The following is a 21,661-nucleotide window of genomic DNA, read 5'->3' as shown; positions in this document are numbered from 1 at the left end:
TGAGCGTGGACCTACCGTGCCTGGGTGGTTGGTAGGTCCACGCGTAACAGTTACGACTGGTAACGAATCGGGCCCGGTGTCCAGGTGCCCGACCGGGTCTCGGTGGTGACGTTCATTTGCGCGGGAATCGCGTCCGGATCGAGCGGTGTGTACTGCTCGAGCGAACCCCAGTCCCGGTCCCAGTCGTTGTCCAGGTAGGTGGGCAATGCCCTGGCCGAGAGCAGTTCGCTGGTCCAACCGAGCGGTCCGCCGCCGTAGTGGTCCTGCCAGGCGTTGGTGGACTCCGCGCCGATGCGGTCGGGCAGAATGCGCCACTCGGGGATCTCGGCGACGCCGTACAGATGATCGACCGGACGTTGGCACGGGAAGGCCAGACCGACGGCCCAGTCCATCAGCACCGGATCGGTGGATCCGACGACGTCCTGCAGCGTGCGCATGGTCGGCACTCGCGGCGGTGTCACTGCCAGCCACTGGTCGGCACTGATGTCGGTGTCACTGGCCACCAGACGCACGGTGTCGGCGTCGGCGGGCAGTTGATCCATCGGAACGCGCAGGTTGCGCCACGACGGCGACGGGCCGATGTCGATCGGATCGACTCGTCCCAGCGCGTCGACGCTTCCGTCGGCCTGCTTCTTGCCGTATTCGACCTGCAAGACCGCGCCGGGGGTGACGATGCCGTCGGAGTTGACGTAGCGGATTCGTCCGGCCGCGGCGACGGTGAGGAGCGGCGCGGCGTCGTTGCGCTCGGGCAGTGAGTACCAACCGGTGGTCAGTGACGCGTTCTGGGGCGCTCCGTAACTACCGAGCACCGGCGTTTTTGCGGGGTCGAGCCCGAACGGGAGCGCGACGTTGCTGCCGTTCACGCCCGAGGTCGACTGCGAGCCGCCAGCGGTTCCGGATCCGGTTCCGGGCGTGCTGGTGGTGCCGGACTGAGAGGTCGTGGTGTCGAGGCTGTTTGCACTGCCCGCCGTCGAGTCCTCGGCGTCTGCGGTGAGGTCGCCGGCGACTCCGTCCGGCGAGAATCCGGTCGATTCGCTTGCACCGAAAGCTCCGGCGCCGGCGAGGTCGGTGGGCCTGTCCAGCAATTGCAGGACGCCGGTGTTGGGATCGGATTCCACGAGTACCTCACCCGCGAGACCGCAGCTTCCGCCGAAGACGGATTCGATGTTGGACTTGCCGATCGAGTACGCGGGGTACTGAGCGACCGCTCCCTTGAGTAGGGACAGCACCTCGAAGAGCACGACGGCTCCGGCCGCGATGGTCAACGGTGACGGGGCGAGAAGGCGAAGTCGCCTTGTCTTCTTGACGCTGTCTTCCGCACCGTTTCGCTCGCGCGGCTCCATGACGTGGTACCAAGCTGCCAACAGCAGCGCGAGGATTGTCAGACCGAGAAAGGCCGTCGAGAATCCCTTGCCGGCGATTGACGGCGGCTTGTCCCACCACGGGACGCCGTAACTCGAGACATACCACCAGCCGTTGGAGCTGGTGAACGCCACAGCGAGGATGAACAGGATGCCCGCGGCGAACAGCGCGCGGTTTCGTTTGGAACGCATGCTCGACGCACTCACGCCGACGGCGGCGAGCACGGCAACCGTAGCGGCCAGACCGGCGTACACACCGAAGTGGTGAGTCCACTTGGTGGGGGTGAACTGCATCAGGAGCAGCGACGCGAACACGATGCCGAGGATTCGGCGCGAGGGCCCGATCGCGGTGCCGGGGATCCGGCCCTTGCGCAGGATCATCATGACGCAGAAGACGAGTCCGACGATCATGACGAACATGCCGAAGCGGCGGGACAGTGAGCCGTCGGGGGAGATGGTCATCAGTGCGTCCCACCGCAACCGCTCCTCGAACCACGGAACGTTCGGCCCGACGGCGGTTCGCACCCTGGTGGATTCGAGAACCGTTGCGAGGGTTTGATCTGCGAAGACTGCGACAAGAACCACGGTTCCGGCTGCGAGGATCGGCATGACCTGGGACAGGAAGCCGACGCGTTTGCCGCGGGCGATCAGGATCTGCAGGATCGGCCGGGCTCCGGCGATCAGCGCGCCGATGGCGATCAGCCCGGAAGGCCCGGCGGCCAGCGAGAATGCGGCGATCAGCACGGCCATCGCGGCGGGCAACAGACGTCCGGTGGCGATGGCGCGCTCGATGGAGCACCACGTGAGCAGGGCGCCGAGGGCAATGATGGGTTCGGGACGCAGGCCGTTGTTGTACGGCAACCAGAAGGCCAGGAACACGAGCCCGCCCGTCCAGATGGCAACCTTGTTGCGGCGCACCGCAACACCGAGTCGCGGTATCACCTCGCGGCTGATGACCATCCAGCACAGAATGCCGGCGATCAATGCGGGCAGGCGCATCCACATGCTCGCGGTGCTGACCTTCGCGAACAGCGCCAGCACGTCGTAGTACCAACCGAACGGCGCTTCGGGGACGCCGAACCAACGGAAGTAGTTCGCCATGTACCCGGAGTGCTCCGAGACTCTGGCCATGCCGAGCAGATAACCGTCGTCGGAAGTGTTGGCGCCGAACACATGCCAGAGCGCCAGCGTGCCGATCACCAGGGCGTCGATGCCGGTGAACTTCCACCACCGTGCCGGAAGGAACCGCCGGGCACGACGGCCGTCGGCGCCGTCGATCCGGTGCAGTGCGTACAGCGAGACGATGGTCGAGAGTGCCGCGACGATCATCGCGAACAGTTTGAGAAGTGTGGGGCTGGACGAGAACCGCGAGTCGACGTCCATGTGGGCGGACAGTCCGGCGGGCGCTGCGCCCTGCAGGTCGGTGAAGATGCCGACAACCTGTGGCCGGTAGTCACCGGTCAGGGTGGTGCCGACGCCGTCGATTCCGGTGACCGCCGCGACGGTCTGCTCGGAGTTGGTCGTGATGGTGATCGCCGTGCACCCGCTCAGTTGATCGAGCGGAGCCGAGATCAGCACCGAATCGCGAGTGAGTGCTTCCAGGCGGTCGGCCGTGGTGCGGACGGTGAGGCCGCGGGCGTTTCGGTCCGGCGCACCGTTCGGCATGGTCGAGAGCAGTGTGCCGCCGCTGCCGCCCAATTGGTCCAGGGTGGAACAGGGAATGCTGATGTCCAGCGATGTGGGCGAGTAGGAGATCAGCGGCGACGAGACGCTGTTGACGGTCCCACCCTGCGGCCAGTCGATGCTCGCGGCTTCCTGCTTGACGGGCAGGAACGGCGTCGCGAGTGCAAGAAGCAGGCCAAGAAGGCCGGTGACTATCGCGATGAGTCGTGCCGTCCGGACTCTCTGGGAATCCGATTCTCGGGGAGCTTCGGGGCCAGTGGGCACGGGTTTCGGGGGCACTACTACTTCAGACGGCACAAGGAACGATGTTAGGCGAGTGCGGGCCCACACATCCTGAGAGAACTACTCAGGATGCAACTTCCTGTTCGGATTGTGGTGTTTCAAGTGTTCGGGCGATGGTGTCGAGTGAAATACCCAACACTTCCGCGACCGCGCTGATGGTGAAGAAGGCGGGTGTCGCGATGCGTCCGGTTTCGATCTTGCGCAGCGTTTCGACGGAAATACCGGCGTCGAGCGCTACCTGAACCATGCTTCGGTCCCCCCGCGCCGATCGCAGGAGTTCACCCAGTCGTAGTCCTCGTTCGAGTTCTTCCGCCGTCAGCGGCACGCGCACCATGTGCTTATAGTAATACCGGTATAGTTATTCGACAAGGAAGGTGTTCGAAATGGTCGAAATCAAGACCGCAGGGGAAATCGACGCGATGGCGGCGGCGGGGAGAATCACCGCGCAGGCGCTGGCTGCGGCGCGTGAGGCGGCGAGCGTCGGAGTGACGTTGCTCGAATTGGACGCCGTTGCCGCGGAGGTCATTTCGGCTGCCGGCGCCTCGGCGCTGTTCTTGAATTATCGGCCGGCGACGGCGCCGATACCCTTTCCCGGCGTCGCCTGCATCAGCGTGAACGATGCTGTGGTGCACGGTATCCCGAATGGGTACCGACTCCGTGACGGTGACCTGATCAGTATCGACTGCGGTGCGAGACTCGACGGCTGGTGCGGCGATTCTGCCATCAGCTTCACCGTCGGACAGGGAAGTAGTGAGGATCAGGCACTGATCGACGCGACCGATGAGGCACTTGCCCGTGGCATTGCCGCCGCCCAGCCCGGAAACCGATTGGGCGACATCGGTGCCGCGATCGGACAGTACGCGCGCGGCCTCGGATACGGAATGCTCGCCGATCACGGTGGGCACGGCATCGGCCGCGAGATGCACGAAGGCCCGGACGTGCCCAACGAAGGTCGAGCAGGCAAAGGCTTCCGGTTACGGCCCGGCCTGGTCATCGCCATCGAACCGATGCTCATAGCCGACGGAACCGACGACTACCGGCACGACGCCGACGGGTGGACCCTTCGCACCGTTTCGGGCGCCAGGGCTGCGCACAGTGAGCACACTGTCGCGATCACCGAAGACGGTCCGGTGATCATGACCCGCTGATCAACCCGCTCAGCTCTGGTTGGAGGTCTTGCCGCTAACGAGGTCTCGTACGTCCCACACCCACACGTCGTCGACGCGCTTGGCGTCGAAGCCGACCAGCTCGTCGACCGTGTGGCGCAGGGCGTCGTCGCCGGAGAATCGGGGAAGCACGAGTACGTCGGCGTGCCAGTACCGCAGGTCGGTCAGTGCGTTGGCTCTGGTGCCCACGTCGATCAACGGGACCTTGCCGGTTTGTTTGGCATTGACCAGCAGAGTCGAGGTGGGCCGGGACTCGGCGCCGTAGATTCCGGCGCGGGTCTTCGAATCCGGGCCGACGAAGTATCCGCCGGCGATGGGGAAGCCGAAGTCGGCGTCGACCTGCCAGCTCAGTGCGCGGGCGTCTTCGGCGCTCGCGACAGGGACCGTCACCAGGGTGCCGTCGCTGACGTAGTTCTCCCACGAGCCGCTGGTGATGAATTCGGGCGTCGCAGATCGCTGATCGGCGTCGATGGGGGTCGGGATCAGGGGAATCATCGCGACGGCGAGTGCCACCAGCCAGACACCGGCTGCCGTGCGGCGCGGTCCACGAAGTTCGACAAAAGCGCGGTAGGTGCCGAGGGTGAGCAACAGTCCGATCGCCGGAATCGCGCCCATGGCGAATCGGGATTCGAGCACCGATTCGAACAACGGCAAGTCGGCGAGGAGTTTCCACGGCAGGGTGATGCCGGTCTTGTCACCGTCGATGGTCAGTTCCGAACCGAGCGAGAGCACACCCATCACCACGATCACGGCGGCGGCAGCGCGGGTCAGGCGGATGCGCCACAGCCACACCGTTGCACCGAGAAGCAGGAGCACCAACGGCCATCCGAAGTACGCATTCTCCTCGGTCGGGTTCATTCGGAACTCCGCGCCCTCGGGATCACCCGCAACCGATTCGGTCGGGAACGTGGTGAGTGCAGCGGTGTCGTTGCCTGCCTGACCGTGTGAGACGCCGTCGTAGCTCGCAGGGCCGAAGAACTGCGACCACAGCGGCACCGCGGTGATCAGGAGTGTGACCGCGCCGCCGATCACGAGACCGGGCATCGCGCGCTTGATCGCCTGGCGCGACTTGGCCAGGTCAGGCAGTGCATAGGCGGCGCCGAACACCATGGCTGACATCGTGAAGATGAGGAGCGGCTCTTCGCCGAGGAAGATCTGCCACGCGACGAGTAGGCCGAGAACGATTCCGTCGCGAACCGGACGCTTGCCGTTCGAGATGCGCACTACCTGCAAGAAGATGAACGGAAGTACGAAGAACGCGACGAAGTTCGGGTGGCCGTTGGCATGCGAGATCATGGCGGGCGCAAATCCGCAGAACCCCGCTCCGACGGCGGCCGCGATCTTGGAGCGGACGGAGACGCCGGTAAGTACGTGCCGCGAGAATGCCCAGTACCAAGCGATGGCAGTGCCGCCGAGGCCGGCGGTCAGCCCGATCGCATACGTGGCCGTCGGTCCGAAGATCAGCGTGATCGGGGCCAGCGGGATGCTGATGCCGAACATCGCGGTATTGGCCATCAGGTTCACGCCGAGCGGGTAATTCTGCAGGTCACTGAACAGCGGGCTGCGGAACTGGGCGAGGGCGTGAGCGGTATCGGCGAAGAACCATTCCCACATGGCCTGGTCGCGGCCCGCGTTGAACAGATAGCCGGACTGCAGATCGCTCCACAGGTTCGACATCACGTAGATCGCCGCAACGGTGAACGTCGCCATGATCGCGAGGTCGACAAGACGCCCGCGCTGGACGACCGAGCGTCGCACTGCTGAACGGACTCGCCCTGGACGTGCTTCTTCGAGCAGTTGGACGTCGGGCAAGGTCTCGGTCATGCAGTCGGTGCCTTTCGGTGCTGGCGCCCATCCCTGAAGTGGCAGTTCTCAGAAGTTCGGGGTGGCCTATTTAGGTCTCGATTCGATAACTTCCTCTGTCAGAGTAACGAACAAAACGGTTCGCGTCCGCGAGCGGGCGCAGTCGACGGGACAAACCGGGCCACCCGACTTGTCCGGAAAGTAATGTTTTCGTGCATCGTTTGACGGGTTCGTGACCGGGGTATCGCAACAAGGATCTTGCTCGCGTTTGTTCAGGCAGCCCCGACGAATCCCATCCTCGACGAAGAGTTGGAACCTACGTCCGGGGCCTATACCGGATGGGATGGTGCTTGTGCATGTCGAAGACAGCAGTTCGCAGTAGCGCAGTGGGAGCAGTGGCCTTACTGGCCGTTGTCCTGGGGGGTGGGACGGCGTCGGCAGGCGTCGACAACACCAGTTCGATCACCGACGTCAAAGGAAATCGGATAGAGGTCTATCAGGCTGATACCGCTATCCACGTCTTTCCGCCTCTCGACAGCTCACCGCTGAGTGTCGAGTTCTTCCACGACGGGGTTGCCGGCGTGAAGATCGACGGGCCGGACGCAGCAAGTTTCACCGGCACGAAGCTGACGATCGGTTATCAAATCGGCTACCCGATCGCGTTGACCGGCGCGACGGTTGTTCTCAATAGCCCCGGTCTCGACTGGGCTGTCGAGAGTGGAACCAACCTCGGTATCGGTCTGGTTCCGGACTTCGAACTGGGCCTGGACATTTCGAACGGGTTCGCCATCGGCGGCGACATCATTCCTTCACAGGAACTTGACGTCGATCTGGCGCCGGGCGGTATCACCGACGTCGCGCTACTCGAAGACCAGGAATTCGACGGACCTGAAGCAGCCGTCCGGCTCTCCGGAGTTCACGGATACGTACAGGGAGCAATCGGGCCGGTAACCATCAGGCCCTACGCGAAGGCTGTCACGTCGAATGGCGATACCGTCGTCACTTACGGTGTGCCGCAACGGTTGTAGTGCAGTACCGGCGCTCCCGCCCTCACGCTGCAACAGCGTGGTGGTGGGAGCGTTCCGCGTTGTGAGTTGTCGAATCGGTGCCACGAATAGGCTCGGCGTCCGCCCAATGGGCACTGCGGGAAACACTGACGAGTTTCGCGACCAGCCGTGCCGCGATCCACACGAGGTACACGGCGGTGATCAGAAGCAGAAGCGCCCAGTCGTGCGCGAAGAATCCGACTATCCCGCCGATCGTGAACGCGAGGGCGACGAAGACGACGCGTCCGCCCACGTCGGTCTCGACCAGATACTCCGGCTCGATCGGATCGTCGAAGTCGTTCGTTTCATCGGCGTCTCCAGCCGATTCGGCTCTGGACTTCTCGTGGTGTTCGGTCGGGATCTCGAGTAGCTCACCCCATTCGAGCACCGCAACGGTGTGTGCGGTGTCGGTCGGGATCGCGCGGTAGTCGCGGGACTCGGAAACGTCGATGAGAGCCCTTGCCAGAGTGAGTACTTCGATGCGATTGCGAATCGCGACGCTCAACACTTCGTGGAAGGCCTGCTCGCGCCCGAACGGTTTGCCGCGCGCAATGACCAGAACATGTTCTGCGGAATCGAGAACTGCACGATGCGGTACAAGCTCGCGGCTTTGCGTAACGAGTTCGCTCACTGTCATCACCTACCCCGCCGGTGGTTGATGCGGCCGTTTGCTCGACTGCGCTTGGAGGGGCTGAGTACCCCGGCAGTTTCGGAAACAAACTCGCCGGACAGCGTGTCAGATTTGCGCAGCCGGGGCCGAGAGTGCTCCGAGGCAACTTTCGATCAGGTCGGCAACAATCACGTGAGCACGTTCTCGGCTGTCGACGCGACCCTCCCACGTGGCAAAAGTGACGACGGCGAGCACGGTCAGAGTTGCCGCCCGAAGTTCGGCGATCTCTGCCGGCAACGAGGACGCAGCGACTATCCGCCGCTGAACTTCGCGGAAACTCTCGGCCTGCATGTGATCACGGATGGTCGACGACATGGCCGGGTCGAAGATCGACTGCACCAGGAACCGTGCGTACAACGTGCCCTCGCGGTAGATGGTCTGTTCCGCCAACGGCAGGACGAGAGCCTCGACGAGGGCACGCATCGTCGGTGGATTCGCGTCGAGATCGATCGTGTCGAGCAACTCGCGTCGACGCTCACCGGCAGGTCGCATTCTGGACTCGACGACGGCCGCCAGCAAACCTTCACGTGAACCGAAGTGATACTGCGCAGCCGATTTGTTGGCCTGTCCGGCTTCGGTCTGAACATCACGAAGCGTCAGAGCGGCCAGACCTCGTTCGGCAACCAGACGCTCGGCTGCATCGATCATTGCCGCTCGGGCATCGGTTCGGGTCACGGTATGAAGTTAGGGGTGCGTCGGGGTCGCGTCAACGACCCCGACGGTAAGCCTTTTGTGACGTATCTCCTGGTTAGATCGCGTCAGAGCGGGTAACGACCACAAACGGACCCTGCTCGGTGACTGTGAAACGAGGATCGTCGAACAGTTCCTTGGGGAACGTGACCGTGTAGCGGCGGACGTTCGGGTCGTTGGGATAGACATCCTCGGCCAACCGCAGCGTGTACCCGTCGGCGCCCTGCCGGAAGACGAAGGCGTCGGGACTGCGCCACGGCGACGCGTCCAGCGCAGCTATCAGTTCGTCAGGGGTCTTCAGTTCCGACCACTGCTCGATCAGTGCGGCGCGGGCACGGAAATCGGCGAGGGGGTTTGCGTAGTGCGACGTCAGACCTTGGAAACCGAAGTACGGGTAGAAGCTCAGGAAGCCGATGTCGGCGGTGAGTACCACCGTGTCATGGGGTTCACGTCCCAACTGTTCGCGGATGATCCGGTCGATGTCCGCGTAATTGGCTTCTGCCCCGGGAGGTCGCTTGTCCCCGCGCTCGCCGTTGCCGTCGGTATCGCTGTATGCCACAGCGATATCCGGCGCCAGCACCTGCGGGATGTTTTGCGCGAAGGCGATGGCTCCGATGACACCGAGTGCAACCAGTACCGCTTTGACGCGGGGATTTTCGCTGGTGGCCAGGACGATCCAACCGGCGAACTCGAAGAATCCGAACACGCCGGCGGCCGCAAGGAGTCCGATCAGGACCGGCTCCAGTCGAAAGCCGAGGAGCGTACTGCCGGCGACGGTGAACGTCATGGACAGCAGTGCCCACAGGTACACAGCAATGACACCGATACCGAGTGCCCGGGCGCGGCGGGAGAAGAGGAAACGAGAAATCAGCCAGACCGTGCCGAGTAGGCACAGTCCGCCGACGAGCGAGAAACTCAGCATCGGGAAGGGCAGTACCGCACCGGAATCGGGGAGGTAGTGCATTGCCGTGCCGGATTCTGCAGTGGCACCCGAGAGTGCCTTCAACAGGTAGGGCGCCCAGACCGTCAGAGCGACCAAACCCGAGATCATCGCGATTGCGGCGAGCCTGACAAGGGGACCCAGTGCGGCTTTCCACGTGTTCTGAGCGCGGGCGGCAAGTACTGCGGCAACGACTGCCATCAGAGTCACGGCGAATGCGGCGAATCCGAGGTACAGCGTGTAGACGGTTGCGGCGAAACCGAGGAACAGGCCCGTCCCGAGAATTGCGCCGGCTCCGGCAAATCGAGAGGCACCCGGGCGATCGAGAGCCCCCCACGCCAGGATCAGCACCGGCGGGATCAGGAGGTTGATGACGGCGCCGTACGCCTCGGGGGCGTTGTACGCCAACACGACGGCAGTGACGGCCAACGCTGCGACTACGGCCCAATCGCGTCGAATCAGCTTGGTCCACAACACGAGTGCGACGACGGCGACGACAGCCAGCGAGCCGATCGCGTAGGGCTTGAAGGCTTCCCAACCGTCCATGCCCAGCAGGTTCGCGACGCGTCCACCGATCCAGAACCAGCCGGCCGGGTAGAACGGCGGCAGATCCACGTACGTCATGTCCTGCAGCGCAGCCGAATCCGTCAGCCGGGTCAGGTACTCGGTCCGGAACTGCTGATCGACCGAGACGCCGTGCAGATACAGACTCGTCGCGGCCAGGGGAAGTCCGAGCGTCGTGGTGACGAAACCGGAGAGCCCTGCCCACGAGAGGAGTTTTGCGACCCGCTCGGCCTTGCGGGTGCGGAACATCAGAACCGCAACACCGACCACTGCGATGCAGAGCACCTGCAGCACCGTCGTGACGGCCTGCGTGACGTTGGAAGACGTGAACGCCGGCCACTGCACTCGGCCGAAAGCAAAGAGCCCGACAGCGGCTACAACAGCGGCGACCAGCGCTCCGAGGGCCATTTCCACCACCGTCGCCGCGGCATTACGCCACGGCGACGGGGTCGAAAGTTCTGTACTCGGAGCAGTTGTTGTTTCTGGCACGGGAGGAGCTTAAACCGGCAACTTCCGGAAGATCGGGCGCGGCACGTGGCGAAGACCCATCATGACGAAGCGCCACGGGCCGGGAGTCCAGACGATTTCCTTGCCCTTGTCCGAGGCGGCAACAGCGAGCTTCGCGACGATGTCCTTGTTGACCGTCAGCGGAGCTTCCTTGACGTGGGCGCTGAACTGCGTGCGCACCATGCCGGGACGGACGACGGTGACCTGCGGTCCGAATTCCGCGAGAGCCTCGCCGAGTCCGAGGTAGAAACCGTCGAGGCCTGCCTTGGTGGAGCCGTAGACGAAGTTGGCACGCTTGACGCGCTCGCCGGCAACCGACGACATCGCGATGATCTTGCCGAAGCCCTGAGCCTTCATCTTCTCGCCGAGAAGTACACCGACCGAGACGGACGCGGTGTAGTTCACGTTTGCGACCAGAACCGCCTTGCGCTGGTTCTGCCACAGCTCTTCGGAGTCACCGTCCAGTGCGAAGGCGACGATCGCGACGTCGACGTCCCCGTTCGAGAACGCCTGGTCGATCACCTTCGGGTGCGATTCGAAATCAACGGCGTCGAAGTCGATGAGCTCCACCGAGGTGGCACCCTTCGCTTCGAGCTGCTTGACCGCAGCTTCGCGTCCCGGATCCCCGGGAAGTGCCGCAAGAATGACGCGGAGCGGCGCCTTCTTCAGGTATTCCTCACAGATGGCGAGGCCGATCTCGGAGGTTCCACCGAGAAGCAAAACGGTTTGCGGGTTACCTACAGCGTTGATCACAGTTCCAGCCTTCTGGACATATCGGAGGCGAAAACGCCTGTGGGGTCGTACTTGCGGCGCGTCGCGATCCACTCGTCGATGCGCGGGTACATGGCGTGGAAAGTTTCCGCGGACGTCCGCGAATCCTTGGCCGTGTACAGGCGCCCACCGAATTCGAGGACACGCTTGTCGAGTTCGGTGACGAACTCGTTCAGGCCCGGCTTGATGCGGAAGTCGACGCAGATGTTCCAGCCCGGGATCGGGAAGCTCAGCGGCGCCTGGTTGCCCTCGCCGAACAGCTTGAACACGTTGAGGAACGAGTAGTGCCCGCTGCGCTGGATGTCGACGATGATCTTCTTGAATTCGTCGACGGCCTCCGGCGGAACCACGAACTGGTACTGCAGGAATCCGTTGGATCCGTACGCCCGGTTCCACTCACCGAACATGTCGAGCGGGTGGTAGAACTGCGTCAGATTTTGGACCTTGCCGCGGTACTTGCCGGACTTGCGGAACCAGACCTCACCGATCGCGGTGAAGTTGAACTTGTTGGCCAGCCCGTTGGGGAAGACGTCGGGGAACGTCAGCAACTGCGGCGCATCGAAGGCGAGCGGGTTCTTCTGCAGCTTGGCCGGAAGCTGGTCGAGCTTCGCCAGAGATCCGCGCGAGACTGCCGCACGGCCGAGCTTCGGGGGCGCGGAAATCGCGTCGAACCAGGCGCTCGAGTACTCGTAGTTGGCCTCGCTGCCGTCGCTGTGCAGCGCGATGGTCTCGTCGAGGCTGTTGGTGACGTCGCCGTCGGCGATGAAGTACGCCGTCTCGGTCGGTGTCATCTTGATGGTTGCCCGCAAGATGATGCCCGTCAGGCCCATGCCGCCGATCGTGGCCCAGAACAGTGCGGCCTTCGGGTCGTTGCGCCCGCCCTTGGGGGTGAGCGTGCGAACCTTGCCGTCGGCCGTCAGTAGATCCAACGACACGACGTGGTTGCCGAAGCTACCTGCGCTGTGGTGGTTCTTGCCGTGGATGTCCGATCCGATGGCGCCGCCGATCGTGACCTGGCGAGTACCCGGCAGGACCGGAACCCACAGGCCGAACGGCAGAGCAGCCTTCATCAGCTGATCCAGATTCACACCGGCGTCGACGTCCACCAGGGCGGTGTCGCGATCGATGCGATGAATGCGGCTGAGTGCATTCATGTCGATGACCAGCCCACCGGCGTTCTGCGCCGGGTCGCCGTACGAGCGGCCGAGGCCACGCGCGATGACGCCGCGTCGCAGATGCGATGGCTTGGAATCGTTCTGTTCCGCAACCTGGGCGACCGCGTTGGCGATCACTTCCACGTCGGGGGTGGACAGCACCTGTGCGGTGGTGGCGGCGGTGCGTCCCCAACCGGTGAGGGTGCGGGCTTGGGTGTGGAGAGCCGGCTGCGGCGTCTCTTCTGCTGTCGTGGACATCAAGGTAGAGGTTACCTGGGAGTAGTGCCGACGGCTCCGACTCGAGTGGTTACTCTCGTCGTCGTGCCCGAAACACCTGCAAGTCACCAGCACGAACCCCATGTCCCGCTGCCCGTCGAGATTCCTGTCACGACGGACATCGCCGACGACGCGATGGACCTGAAAACGCAGATCGTCCGGTTCGTCGCGACGGGTGGGCTGTCGGCTGTCGTGGACTACGGGCTGTATGTGCTGCTCCTCGCGTTGGGGTTGCCGCGCGTCGCCGCAAAATCGCTGAGCTTCGTTGCGGGCACCACGACGGCGTACCTCATCAATCGTCGGTGGACGTTCAAGGCCGAGCCTTCTCGCGCCCGCTTCATCGCTGTGGTCGCGCTGTACGCGGTCACTTTTGCGGTTCAGGTCGGACTCAACGAACTGATGGTCCATGTCTTCGACGAGCATTGGTGGCGGACACCGCTGGCCTTCGTCATCGCGCAGGGCACCGCGACGGTCATCAACTTCATCGTTCAGCGGGCAGTGATCTTCAAGATCAAGTAACGGTTCGGGGTGGATTAGCGCATTCGTCCGGTTTCTCGAGAGAGAATCGACCCCATGATCATCGTTCTCGATTCTTCGGCCCTGACCAGGGGCGCACGGTTCGACGCCGCCATCGCCGACGCTCGCGCACTCGGACACCGCGTCGTCGTGCCGCGATTGGTCGTCCTCGAAGTTGCGAGCCGCTACCGCGAGGAATCGGCGGAGATGATCGCGGCCCTGAGCGTCCAGGCGCGCATGTACGACCGACTGGGGTTGCGGCGCGACCTCACGAGGTTCGTCGACGCGGCTCACGACAAGGCCGACGGCTACGTCGACGACGTGATCGAAGACCTCGTGGCGATCGGCGTCGAAGTGGTCGATCCAGTCGACGTGTCGCATCTCGAGGTGGCCGAGAGGGCGATCTCGCTGCGTCGGCCCTATACCGACAAGAAGAAGCGAGACGGCTACCCGGCCACGCTGAACTGGCTGACCGTGCTCGATCTCGCCCACCGCAACCCGGAGGTCGACGTCATCTGGGTGAGCTCCGACGCACGGGCATACGGCGACGGCGAAGACGGGGTCTGGCACGCGGATCTCGCACGTGAACTGGCGTCGCGCGGCCTCGAGTATCGGGTCCGCTGGGCGTCGGACATCCCGGTGATCGACGGACCGGTGCAGGTGGAGCAGGTGTCTGAGGTCGCTGAGGTCGCGCCCGAGGCCCCGGTTGCTCAGGGCTTCGTGGAGCCGGAAGCGGTCGTTCCAACAGAGATTCCCGAACCCGAGGTTCCGGCGGCGCCCGTCGTTCCGGAGGCACCGGCATCAGCTCCCGCACCCAAGCCCGTACAGCGCGCAGCGCGGACGAGAGTTGCGCCGCAGCGCATCGAACCCGCCCCGAAAGCTCAGTCCGGTGGACTGCGCGGTCTGGGCAAGGTCATCGGCGGGCGGAAACGAAAGGTCACGATCGTCGACGATCTCGACGAAGTCGACCTCTTCGGTGCCTGATCGCTTCTAATCTGGACAGATGTCTCTGTTGCCGACAGTCAGTCGTAGGACCGGAACTCGATACGGCAGGCCGAGTATCGAATCGCAGGTCCTCTACAACGCGTGTCGATGGATGCTTCGGCCCGTGGTCGGGATCGCGCCGCTGACGCCTGGCGCAATGCGCCGCGCCGCAGTTCTGGACTCGGCCGCGGGTGTACGCATTCCCTCCGGGATCGATAGGGAAGCGATTCGTTTTCCAGGTTTCGACGGTGAACTCGTGCGCACGGCAGGCTCGACGGCTGATCTGCGCGAGGGTGTAGTTCTCTACCTGCACGGCGGCGGGTTCATGTGCTGCGGGCTCAACACGCATCGGCCGGTCGTTGCCGGCATCGCCAAGCGAACCGGCCTTCCGGTCCTGCACATCGCGTATCGGCAGTTGCCGAGTACGAGCATCAGCGGGTCCGTCGACGACTGCCTCGATGCATACCGGTGGCTTCTCGAACAGGGAGCTTTTCCGGAAAAGGTTGTCTTCGTTGGTGATTCGGCCGGAGGTTTCCTGGTCTTCGCGACGGCGCTTGCAGCAGTTTCCGCGGGGCTCGAGGTTCCGGCCGGCCTGGTCGGGCTCTCACCGCTCCTCGATCTCGATTGCACCACCAAATCGGTCCATGCCAACGCTCGACGCGACGTGATCGCCCCGGTGTCGGCATTGATGGCGATCGGAAAGCTTGGCGGACAGACGAACTCGCCCGTCGACGGCGATCTTGCCGCGTTGCCGCCGTCGTTGCTGATCGCCGCCGAATCCGAGGTGCTCAGAGTCGATTCGGAGGTGATGGCGCAACGGCTCGCCGCCGCGGGGGTGCCGTGCTCGCTGCAGATCTGGAACGGCCAGGTTCACGCGTTTCCCGCCGTCTGGCCTGGCTTGCCGGAGAGTCGGGCCGCGCTACGTGACGTTGCCAGGTTCATTCGCGCCAGGCTCGATGCGGTCCCGCCCCACGCTGCGGGCGAAAGTTGTTCGGGAAGTTGAACTTCCGGTCCGGTTAGGGATTCTCGTGCCCTGGCGTTGCGGTAGGTGCCATTGCGCGGGCATAGATCGATTCGAGCTCGGTTACTGCTGACCGTCGATCGACGTTCTCGGGATCGAGGCGATGTTGGAGGTTGATCCCGAGAGTGCCGGCCAGAAGGGTGACGGCAACCAACTCCGGATTGGCGACCGGGGTGTCGATCGAACGCAGGTAGTCCGCGTACAGCGTTCGCATTGCGACGTACTGCTCTGCGTAGGTCTCGCGGATGGTGGACCCGGGAATCACGGCTTCGATCAAGATGGTCGAGAAAATTCGTGCCTCGGGGTACGACATCAACACGAAGTTGGCTTCGATCAATGCTTCGATTCCGGTCGCCGAGGATGATGCCAACTCTGCGCGCAACTTCTCCATGCCCCACCGGAATGCGTCTTCGACGACGGCTCGTAGAAGCCCGTCTTTCGATCCGAAGTGCCAGGCCACAGACCCTCGGCTGATGCCGGATCTTTCCGCCACGGCTTGTACGGACATAGCGGCCGACCCGCCTTCCGCAGCCAGTTCGGCCGCGGCCTTCACCAGTCGCCGTCTGGTTTCCTCGGAAATCTCCTGCTTGCGTGTCGACGCCATTCGGTGTTCCTGCCTTCTTTCGTTCTCGAGTGCAGCCAATTCCGGCACGCGGTGACGTCGACGTGCCCGTCGGGGCCGAGACCTGCGCACCGCACTCATGCTACGAGGCCGGCCATCGGCCGGTCGTATTCCTCTCGCGACACCCTCTTGCCTATGTTGATCGTCCAGTTCTATGCTGAGCGTCCAATAACTTAACGGAATGGGCGGACATGGAACTCATCGATCTGACTAGAACTCTCGATCCGGCCGATCGGGAACTGCTCCCCGAGGGTTTGAAGGCACTGGCTTCCGTCGTTGCCCCCTCGGTGACCTACTCGCACCCCGCAGGTGCCGGACGCGACGAGTTCGCGGCAGCACTGCAGTGCGGAATTCATGATCTTCCGGACGGTGAGGGGTGGGGATCGGAGATGTTGAGTGAGTTCAACAGCCATCTGGGCACACACGTCGACGCGCCGTTGCACTACGGATCAACCTCGGAGGGTAAGCCTTCTCGCACGATCACAGACATCGCGTTGGATGAATTATTCTGCGAGACAGTGGTGCTCGACCTGCGCGGCCGGTGCGAGGCGAATCAGCCGATCTCGGTGGACGCGCTGAAGGCTGCCCTGGCGGAAAACGGTGCGTCCGTTCCCCAGGGTGGTGCCGTGTTGCTCCGTACCGGACAAGAGAGCTTCACCTTGGCCGATCCAGGGTTCTTTCAGTATCCAGGGATGAGTCGCGAAGGCACGCTATTTCTCGCCGAGCAAGGCGCAAAGGTGCTGGGCACCGACGCTGGCGGCTGGGACTTGAGCTTTGCAGTCATGGCGCAGAAATTTCGTGACACCGGCGACAACTCGGTTCTCTGGGACGGGCACCGGGCCGGACGCGAACGTGAAGTATTCATCGTTCAGCAGCTGTCGAACCTCGCCGCGCTTCCGCCCTCGGGATTTCACGTGGCGTTTTTCCCGATCAAGCTTGCGCGAGCCAGCGCTGCCCCGGCTCGTGTGGTCGCGTTCGTCTGAGCAGAATTCCCGCCTCACCTAACGAACAATTCAGTGAAAGGTATTGATTCACAATGAAACTTGCGACCGTCGAGTACGAAAAGACCCAGCAGACGGCTCTGGTGACGGGCAGCGGCGAGCAACTGTTGTTACTCGAGCGAGCTCATCATGATGTGACGGGAAAACCGGCTCCAGAACTGGAAACCATGCAAACCATCATCGAAGGTGGTCCGGCGGCACGGGAGATCCTGGATCGGCTCGCAGACGAGCAGCCGGCAAGTGCGATCGTCGACGCGGGTGATGTGCGCTGGATGTCGCCGCTTCCTCAGCCGGTCCAGATCCGAGACTTCGGCTGCTTCATGGATCACTTCCGCAACGCTCGCGCCCGAATTCAAGGGGTCGCACTCGAGGACGTCGAACTGCCGAAGATCCAGTTGGAGCGCCCGCTGTATTACATAGCGAACCGATTGGCGGTGACCGGACACGAATCTGAGGTCGTGTGGCCCGAGTACTCGAGCCTGCGCGATTACGAACTCGAATTCGCCTGTGTGTTGGGGCGCGGTGGAAGCGACATCTCACGAGCGGATGCCCCTGCGCATATCTTCGGTTACACCATCTTCAACGATTTCAGCGCCCGCGATACTCAGCTCGAGGAGATCTCCACCGGACTCGGTCTCAGTAAGAGCAAGGACTTTTCGAACGCGAATGTCCTCGGCCCCTGGATCGTGACGGCCGACGAAGTCGGTGACCCGTACCAGCTCGAGATGACCGCGAGAATCAACGGAGACGAGGTGAGCCGAGGAACCAGCGCCGACATGGACCATCGTTTCGAGGACGTGATTTCGTTCGCCTCGACTTCCACGCGGCTGTACCCGGGTGAAGTCTTCTGTTCCGGCACCGTGCCGAGTGGATGCGGCTTGGAACACGGGCGGTTCCTCGAACCGGGAGACGTAGTCGAACTCGAGGTCGCCGGCCTCGGTGTATTGAGGAATCGAGTGGTGGCGTGAGCGGCGAAGTCATGGTTCTCGGTGTCGGCGCGACTCCCTTCGGGCGGCACGCGGATACCTCGGCCTCGGAATTGGCGGGGCGTGCAGCGATCGACGCCGTCGAAGACGCGGGCCTGACCCGCGGTGACGTCGGTGCAGTCTTCTACGCGACCGTCAGTCAGAAGGCGATCGACCGGCAGCACATGATCCCAGGCCAGATTGCCTTGAGGCCTTACGGTTTCGGTGGAGTCCCGGTCGTCAATGTCGAAAATGCCTGCGCCGGCGGGGCAACGGCACTCTGGCTGGCGATCGCCCACGTTCGCGCCGGTCTGTCCGAGGTCGCATTGGCGGTCGGGGTGGACAAGCTGGTGTGCTCGGATCCCGCTCGAAGTCTGGAGGTGTTCGACGGTGCACTCGACGTTGCGCATCGCGACGAGACGCTCGCCGGCCTTGCCTCACTCTCCGCTCCGGTGCCGGGTGAACTCGGATCGCAGGGTGAGCGGTCGGTGTTCATGGAGATCTACGCTTCTCTTGCTCGGGCGCACATGGAGAGATTCGGAACGACCGAGTTCGAACTCGCGTCCGTAGCAGCCAAAAATCATGCGCATTCCGTGCACAATCCGTGGTCGCACTTTCGCAAACCCTTCACTGTCGACGAGGTGCTTGCCGCGAGGCGAGTCGCGTGGCCTCTGACCGTTCCGATGTGTTCGCCCGTCAGTGACGGTGCGGCGGCAATTGTTGTGACGACTGCAGACTTTGCGCGAAGGCATGATTCCTCTCGGCGGGCGGCGCGGGTACTCGGTTGCAGCTTGGTGTCAGGCACGGATCGGGCCGCAGATGACGTCGAGAGTCACATCGGTCGCCGAGCGGCAATGAGCGCATACGAGGAAGCCGGAGTCGGGCCAGGCGATGTGGATGTGGCAGAGGTCCACGACGCCACGGCCTTCGGTGAAGTACAGCAGGTCGAGAATTTGGGGTTCTGCCCGATCGGTGAGGGCGGCGCGTGGTCTGCGTCCGGTGCGAGTTCATTGGGAGGCGTGCGTCCGGTCAATCCGTCAGGTGGGCTCGAATCCCGTGGTCATCCGGTCTCGGCAACGGGACTAGCGCAGGTCTTCGAACTTGTCACGCAGTTGCGTGGACAAGCAGCGCGGCGACAGGTTCCCGGGGCTCGAATCGCGGTCGCAGAGAACGGCGGAGGTCTCTACGGCATCGAGGAAGCCGTCGCCGCGGTCACGATCTTGGGAGGGCCACGATGAACGCGGACATGATGAACGATGAACCGATGGCGCCAGGCTTGCACGAGCAAGCGGGATATGCGGATCTGATTCTGTCGGCGCTGCGACGCCGACCAGACCACATCGCGTTTCGATTCACGGATCGGAACGGTGATCGGGCCGAGCTGACGTATCGGCAGACCGCGGAACAGATCGAGCGGATTGCAGGTGTCCTCAGTAGCCTCGCTCTGCCGGACGGAGGCGGGGTAGCCCTGCTTGCGGGTCCGTGTCCTGAAGCATTCACGGTCATGGCGGCAGCGTGTCTGGCGGGCGTGCGCTACACGGCCCTCCATCCGCTCGCGACCGAAGAGAACGACAGGATGGTGCTGAAAGACAGTGGTACCGATCTCCTGTTGGTTGCCGACGGACAGTTCCAGGCGCGCGCCGAAGCGGCGCAGACTCGAGTGATGTCACTGTCAGCCCTCGAATCAGCGTGTGAATTGGCTACGGCGGGAACAGGTTCAGGCTTCGGCGGTCAGGGTCGAGCTTTGTATCTCTTCTACACCGGTGGAACTACCGGTGAGCCGAAGGGCGTCATGCTCAGGGACCGATCTTTGGTCGCCAATGCCTGGGCCTGCACCACGTGGGAGTGGCCGGCTAATACCACCATGCTGCTCACCACGCCGATGTCTCATGCTGCCGGTCTGCTCGTCGCACCCGGTCTGCAGCGAGGTGCAAGCTTCGAGTTGCACAGGTCGTTCGACCCGGACAGGGTTGTCGACGCAATCGAAAATGACGGAGTCACAGCTACATTCGTCGTTCCTACGATGCTCTACGCCTTGCTCGACCATCCACGCCTGTCGGATGCGAATCTGTCCGGGCTGAACTGGATGCTTTACGGTGCTGCACCCATCGACCCCACCAGGCTCGCGCAGGCAGGGGCGGTGTTCGGGCCGATCCTGAGCCAGCACTACGGTCAGGCCGAAGCCCCGAATGCGTTGACGGTGCTCGATACACGTGAGCACACGGACGATCCCGCAGTTCTGGGGAGTTGTGGGCGCGCGATGCCAGGTGTCGAAGTGGTGTTGTTCGACGAGCAGGGAAACGAGACCGCGACGGGCGTACCCGGCGAGCTTTGTGTGCGAGGTCCGCTCGTGATGGACGGCTATTGGAACAAACCTGAACAAACCGCTGCAGCGCTCGCGAATGGGTGGTTGCACACCGGCGACGTTGCTCGGATCGACGAAACTGGGCTCATCTCGATCGTCGACCGCATCAAGGACACGATCATCAGTGGTGGATTCAACGTCTACCCGCGCGAAGTCGAGGACTCACTCGGACATCATCCCGCAGTGGCCGCCTGTGCAGTATTCGGTGTCCCCGATCCTCAATGGGGAGAAGCGGTTACCGCGGCAGTCGTGCTGAAGACGGGATGGTCGGTCACGCCCGAGCAGCTCGTCGCACACGTGAGATCACACAAGGGCCCGATCTGGGCGCCCAAGGAGATTTCAATTGTGGAAGCGTTGCCGCTCACTGCTTTGGGGAAGGTCGACAAGAAGGCACTCCGAGGCGCTTCACAGACCTAGAGACGCGACAACTGCCCGTGCGAGGGCGTCGGCAGATCCCGGGGCGAATGGCAGAAAGAGTTCGGGCTCGATCAATTCCACTTCCATGAGCAGTGGTTGATCCACCGGCCCCACGACGTCCACACGCGCATAAAGCAATTCGCCGGGACCGCAAGGGGCTGCGGCCAGCGCCGCGTCGGCCACCGCGAGTTCGGCGGTGGACGGTTCGTGGACGTGGTTGGTTCCGCCGTGGAACTCCTGCACGCGGAAGTCGTTGGTGGCCGGGATCTTCCGGACGGCGTGGGAGTAGCGTCCGCCGAGGTGGATGATCGAGCGCTCGCCGTCTACGACATCCGAGATGAAGGGCTGGACCAGAGCGTCGTTGCCACTCTCGAGGATTGAACTGAGGTGAGCGTGGGCCTGCTCGGACCCGGCGGCAAACTTTCCCACTCCGACAGCGCCGGCGGACACTGCAGGCTTGACGATGACGTCGGCACCCTCGAACGAAGGGAGGGTGAGTGTTTCGCTCTTTCCGGCAGCGATCACAGCGGTTGGGACGATAGGTACGCCGGCCGCGGCAAGTTCGGTGAGGTATCCCTTGTGGGCGTTCCACTCGACGATCGGGAGCGGGTTGGCGATCGGGGCGGTCAGCTGATCGAGAACGGCAAGAAATTCGTCGAGGCGCTGGGTGTAGTCCCAGGTCGACCGGATCAGAACCAGGTCGGCGTCGATATCGAGGAGGGACGGGCTCGACCACGGCGCCATCGTCGACGCGATGCCGTAGGAGGTGAGAGCTTCCATGACGAGTTTGCTTTCGACATCCGCCTCGCGGGCGGCGCCGTCACAGGTGAGCAGGAGAACCGTGGTCATGCCACGAT

At 63.4% G+C, this 21,661-nt stretch carries 19 protein-coding genes; 9 read left to right on the top strand and 10 right to left on the bottom strand.

Annotated elements, in window-relative coordinates; translation table 11 throughout:
- Positions 1 to 50 precede the first annotated feature (50 nt).
- Positions 51 to 3,308 carry an arabinosyltransferase domain-containing protein gene (locus H7C86_RS18350; RefSeq protein WP_182261990.1) on the bottom strand — a complete coding sequence of 1,086 codons (3,258 nt, stop codon included), beginning with the start codon at positions 3,306 to 3,308 and terminating at the stop codon, positions 51 to 53.
- 82 nt (positions 3,309 to 3,390) lie between these two features.
- Positions 3,391 to 3,660, bottom strand: coding sequence for a helix-turn-helix domain-containing protein (locus H7C86_RS18345; protein WP_003943854.1), 270 nt, complete (start codon positions 3,658 to 3,660; stop codon positions 3,391 to 3,393).
- 49 nt (positions 3,661 to 3,709) lie between these two features.
- Here H7C86_RS18345 and map point away from each other — a divergent pair, with 49 nt between their 5' ends.
- Entirely contained in the window at positions 3,710 to 4,474 is a 765-nt protein-coding gene (gene map / locus H7C86_RS18340) for a type I methionyl aminopeptidase (RefSeq protein WP_029537381.1), read from the top strand.
- A 9-nt stretch (positions 4,475 to 4,483) separates the two neighbouring features.
- Here map and H7C86_RS18335 read toward each other — a convergent pair whose 3' ends face one another.
- Positions 4,484 to 6,316 carry a glycosyl transferase gene (locus H7C86_RS18335; RefSeq protein WP_019746419.1) on the bottom strand — a complete coding sequence of 611 codons (1,833 nt, stop codon included), beginning with the start codon at positions 6,314 to 6,316 and terminating at the stop codon, positions 4,484 to 4,486.
- A 335-nt stretch (positions 6,317 to 6,651) separates the two neighbouring features.
- On the opposite strand from H7C86_RS18335, the gene H7C86_RS18330 reads away from it, so the two are divergent.
- On the top strand, positions 6,652 to 7,323 hold the full coding sequence (locus tag H7C86_RS18330; RefSeq protein ID WP_020968119.1) for an MspA family porin: 672 nt from the start codon (positions 6,652 to 6,654) through the stop codon (positions 7,321 to 7,323).
- A gap of 22 nt (positions 7,324 to 7,345) precedes the next feature.
- Here the strand turns inward: H7C86_RS18330 and H7C86_RS18325 are convergent, their stop codons facing one another.
- The 5 genes from H7C86_RS18325 to H7C86_RS18305 all read right to left on the bottom strand — a co-directional run bounded on the left by H7C86_RS18325 (position 7,346) and on the right by H7C86_RS18305 (position 12,895).
- Positions 7,346 to 7,978, bottom strand: coding sequence for a hypothetical protein (locus H7C86_RS18325; protein WP_019746421.1), 633 nt, complete (start codon positions 7,976 to 7,978; stop codon positions 7,346 to 7,348).
- Between the two features lie 99 nt (positions 7,979 to 8,077).
- Positions 8,078 to 8,686, bottom strand: a complete 609-nt coding sequence (locus tag H7C86_RS18320; RefSeq protein ID WP_019746422.1) for a TetR/AcrR family transcriptional regulator — start codon at positions 8,684 to 8,686, stop codon at positions 8,078 to 8,080.
- 73 nt (positions 8,687 to 8,759) lie between these two features.
- Positions 8,760 to 10,613 (bottom strand): galactan 5-O-arabinofuranosyltransferase, encoded by a 1,854-nt coding sequence (locus tag H7C86_RS18315; protein WP_259349239.1) that lies wholly within the window; start codon positions 10,611 to 10,613, stop codon positions 8,760 to 8,762.
- Between the two features lie 90 nt (positions 10,614 to 10,703).
- Complete coding sequence (locus tag H7C86_RS18310; RefSeq protein WP_019746424.1) at positions 10,704 to 11,465, bottom strand: decaprenylphospho-beta-D-erythro-pentofuranosid-2-ulose 2-reductase; 762 nt, start codon at positions 11,463 to 11,465, stop codon at positions 10,704 to 10,706.
- On the bottom strand, positions 11,462 to 12,895 hold the full coding sequence (locus tag H7C86_RS18305; protein ID WP_003943934.1) for an FAD-binding oxidoreductase: 1,434 nt from the start codon (positions 12,893 to 12,895) through the stop codon (positions 11,462 to 11,464). The genes H7C86_RS18310 and H7C86_RS18305 overlap by 4 nt, the downstream gene beginning before the upstream one ends.
- Before the next feature lie 63 nt (positions 12,896 to 12,958).
- On the opposite strand from H7C86_RS18305, the gene H7C86_RS18300 reads away from it, so the two are divergent.
- Genes H7C86_RS18300 through H7C86_RS18290 form a run of 3 tightly spaced genes read left to right on the top strand, consistent with a single transcriptional unit; the run spans position 12,959 to position 15,416 of the window.
- Positions 12,959 to 13,432: a GtrA family protein gene (locus H7C86_RS18300; protein WP_276525119.1), complete on the top strand. Its 474-nt coding sequence runs from the start codon at positions 12,959 to 12,961 to the stop codon at positions 13,430 to 13,432.
- A gap of 54 nt (positions 13,433 to 13,486) precedes the next feature.
- Positions 13,487 to 14,413 (top strand): PIN domain-containing protein, encoded by a 927-nt coding sequence (locus H7C86_RS18295; protein WP_182261975.1) that lies wholly within the window; start codon positions 13,487 to 13,489, stop codon positions 14,411 to 14,413.
- 19 nt (positions 14,414 to 14,432) lie between these two features.
- Entirely contained in the window at positions 14,433 to 15,416 is a 984-nt protein-coding gene (locus H7C86_RS18290; RefSeq protein ID WP_182261974.1) for an alpha/beta hydrolase, read from the top strand.
- Between the two features lie 13 nt (positions 15,417 to 15,429).
- Here the strand turns inward: H7C86_RS18290 and H7C86_RS18285 are convergent, their stop codons facing one another.
- Complete coding sequence (locus H7C86_RS18285) at positions 15,430 to 16,038, bottom strand: TetR/AcrR family transcriptional regulator (protein ID WP_176450510.1); 609 nt, start codon at positions 16,036 to 16,038, stop codon at positions 15,430 to 15,432.
- 209 nt (positions 16,039 to 16,247) lie between these two features.
- Between H7C86_RS18285 and H7C86_RS18280 the strand changes: the two genes are divergently transcribed.
- The 4 genes from H7C86_RS18280 to H7C86_RS18265 are packed head-to-tail and all read left to right on the top strand — an operon-like array spanning position 16,248 to position 20,804.
- Positions 16,248 to 17,039, top strand: coding sequence for a cyclase family protein (locus H7C86_RS18280; protein ID WP_134998583.1), 792 nt, complete (start codon positions 16,248 to 16,250; stop codon positions 17,037 to 17,039).
- A gap of 53 nt (positions 17,040 to 17,092) precedes the next feature.
- Positions 17,093 to 18,025 carry a fumarylacetoacetate hydrolase family protein gene (locus H7C86_RS18275; RefSeq protein WP_019746428.1) on the top strand — a complete coding sequence of 311 codons (933 nt, stop codon included), beginning with the start codon at positions 17,093 to 17,095 and terminating at the stop codon, positions 18,023 to 18,025.
- Positions 18,022 to 19,260: a thiolase family protein gene (locus tag H7C86_RS18270; RefSeq protein ID WP_020905787.1), complete on the top strand. Its 1,239-nt coding sequence runs from the start codon at positions 18,022 to 18,024 to the stop codon at positions 19,258 to 19,260. Before H7C86_RS18275 ends, H7C86_RS18270 begins: the two co-directional genes overlap by 4 nt.
- The gene (locus H7C86_RS18265; RefSeq protein WP_182261973.1) at positions 19,257 to 20,804 is read left to right on the top strand and encodes an AMP-binding protein; all 1,548 of its coding nucleotides are present in this window, start codon (positions 19,257 to 19,259) and stop codon (positions 20,802 to 20,804) included. The genes H7C86_RS18270 and H7C86_RS18265 overlap by 4 nt, the downstream gene beginning before the upstream one ends.
- On the opposite strand, the gene H7C86_RS18260 is transcribed toward H7C86_RS18265, so the two are convergent.
- On the bottom strand, positions 20,793 to 21,653 hold the full coding sequence (locus tag H7C86_RS18260) for a RimK family alpha-L-glutamate ligase (protein WP_029254223.1): 861 nt from the start codon (positions 21,651 to 21,653) through the stop codon (positions 20,793 to 20,795). The genes H7C86_RS18265 and H7C86_RS18260 overlap by 12 nt on opposite strands.
- Positions 21,654 to 21,661: the final 8 nt, after the last annotated feature.

This window comes from Rhodococcus sp. UFZ-B548 (assembly GCF_903819475.1).
In the GTDB taxonomy this organism is placed as follows: Bacteria; Actinomycetota; Actinomycetes; order Mycobacteriales; family Mycobacteriaceae; genus Rhodococcus_F; species Rhodococcus_F erythropolis.
Note: the sequence above shows the minus strand (reverse complement) of the source record. Positions and strands in the feature narration are given on the sequence as shown.

Bases quoted from the DNA above. Each gene is read 5' to 3' on its own strand.
- H7C86_RS18345 (WP_003943854.1), bottom strand. From the start codon at position 3,660: ATGGTGCGCGTGCCGCTGACGGCGGAAGAACTCGAACGAGGACTACGA.
- map (WP_029537381.1), top strand. From the start codon at position 3,710: ATGGTCGAAATCAAGACCGCAGGGGAAATCGACGCGATGGCGGCGGCG.
- H7C86_RS18335 (WP_019746419.1), bottom strand. From the start codon at position 6,316: ATGACCGAGACCTTGCCCGACGTCCAACTGCTCGAAGAAGCACGTCCA.
- H7C86_RS18330 (WP_020968119.1), top strand. From the start codon at position 6,652: ATGTCGAAGACAGCAGTTCGCAGTAGCGCAGTGGGAGCAGTGGCCTTA.
- H7C86_RS18325 (WP_019746421.1), bottom strand. From the start codon at position 7,978: ATGACAGTGAGCGAACTCGTTACGCAAAGCCGCGAGCTTGTACCGCAT.
- H7C86_RS18315 (WP_259349239.1), bottom strand. From the start codon at position 10,613: ATGGCCCTCGGAGCGCTGGTCGCCGCTGTTGTAGCCGCTGTCGGGCTC.
- H7C86_RS18305 (WP_003943934.1), bottom strand. From the start codon at position 12,895: ATGTCCACGACAGCAGAAGAGACGCCGCAGCCGGCTCTCCACACCCAA.
- H7C86_RS18295 (WP_182261975.1), top strand. From the start codon at position 13,487: ATGATCATCGTTCTCGATTCTTCGGCCCTGACCAGGGGCGCACGGTTC.
- H7C86_RS18290 (WP_182261974.1), top strand. From the start codon at position 14,433: ATGTCTCTGTTGCCGACAGTCAGTCGTAGGACCGGAACTCGATACGGC.
- H7C86_RS18285 (WP_176450510.1), bottom strand. From the start codon at position 16,038: ATGGCGTCGACACGCAAGCAGGAGATTTCCGAGGAAACCAGACGGCGA.
- H7C86_RS18280 (WP_134998583.1), top strand. From the start codon at position 16,248: ATGGAACTCATCGATCTGACTAGAACTCTCGATCCGGCCGATCGGGAA.
- H7C86_RS18275 (WP_019746428.1), top strand. From the start codon at position 17,093: ATGAAACTTGCGACCGTCGAGTACGAAAAGACCCAGCAGACGGCTCTG.
- H7C86_RS18265 (WP_182261973.1), top strand. From the start codon at position 19,257: ATGAACGCGGACATGATGAACGATGAACCGATGGCGCCAGGCTTGCAC.
- H7C86_RS18260 (WP_029254223.1), bottom strand. From the start codon at position 21,653: ATGACCACGGTTCTCCTGCTCACCTGTGACGGCGCCGCCCGCGAGGCG.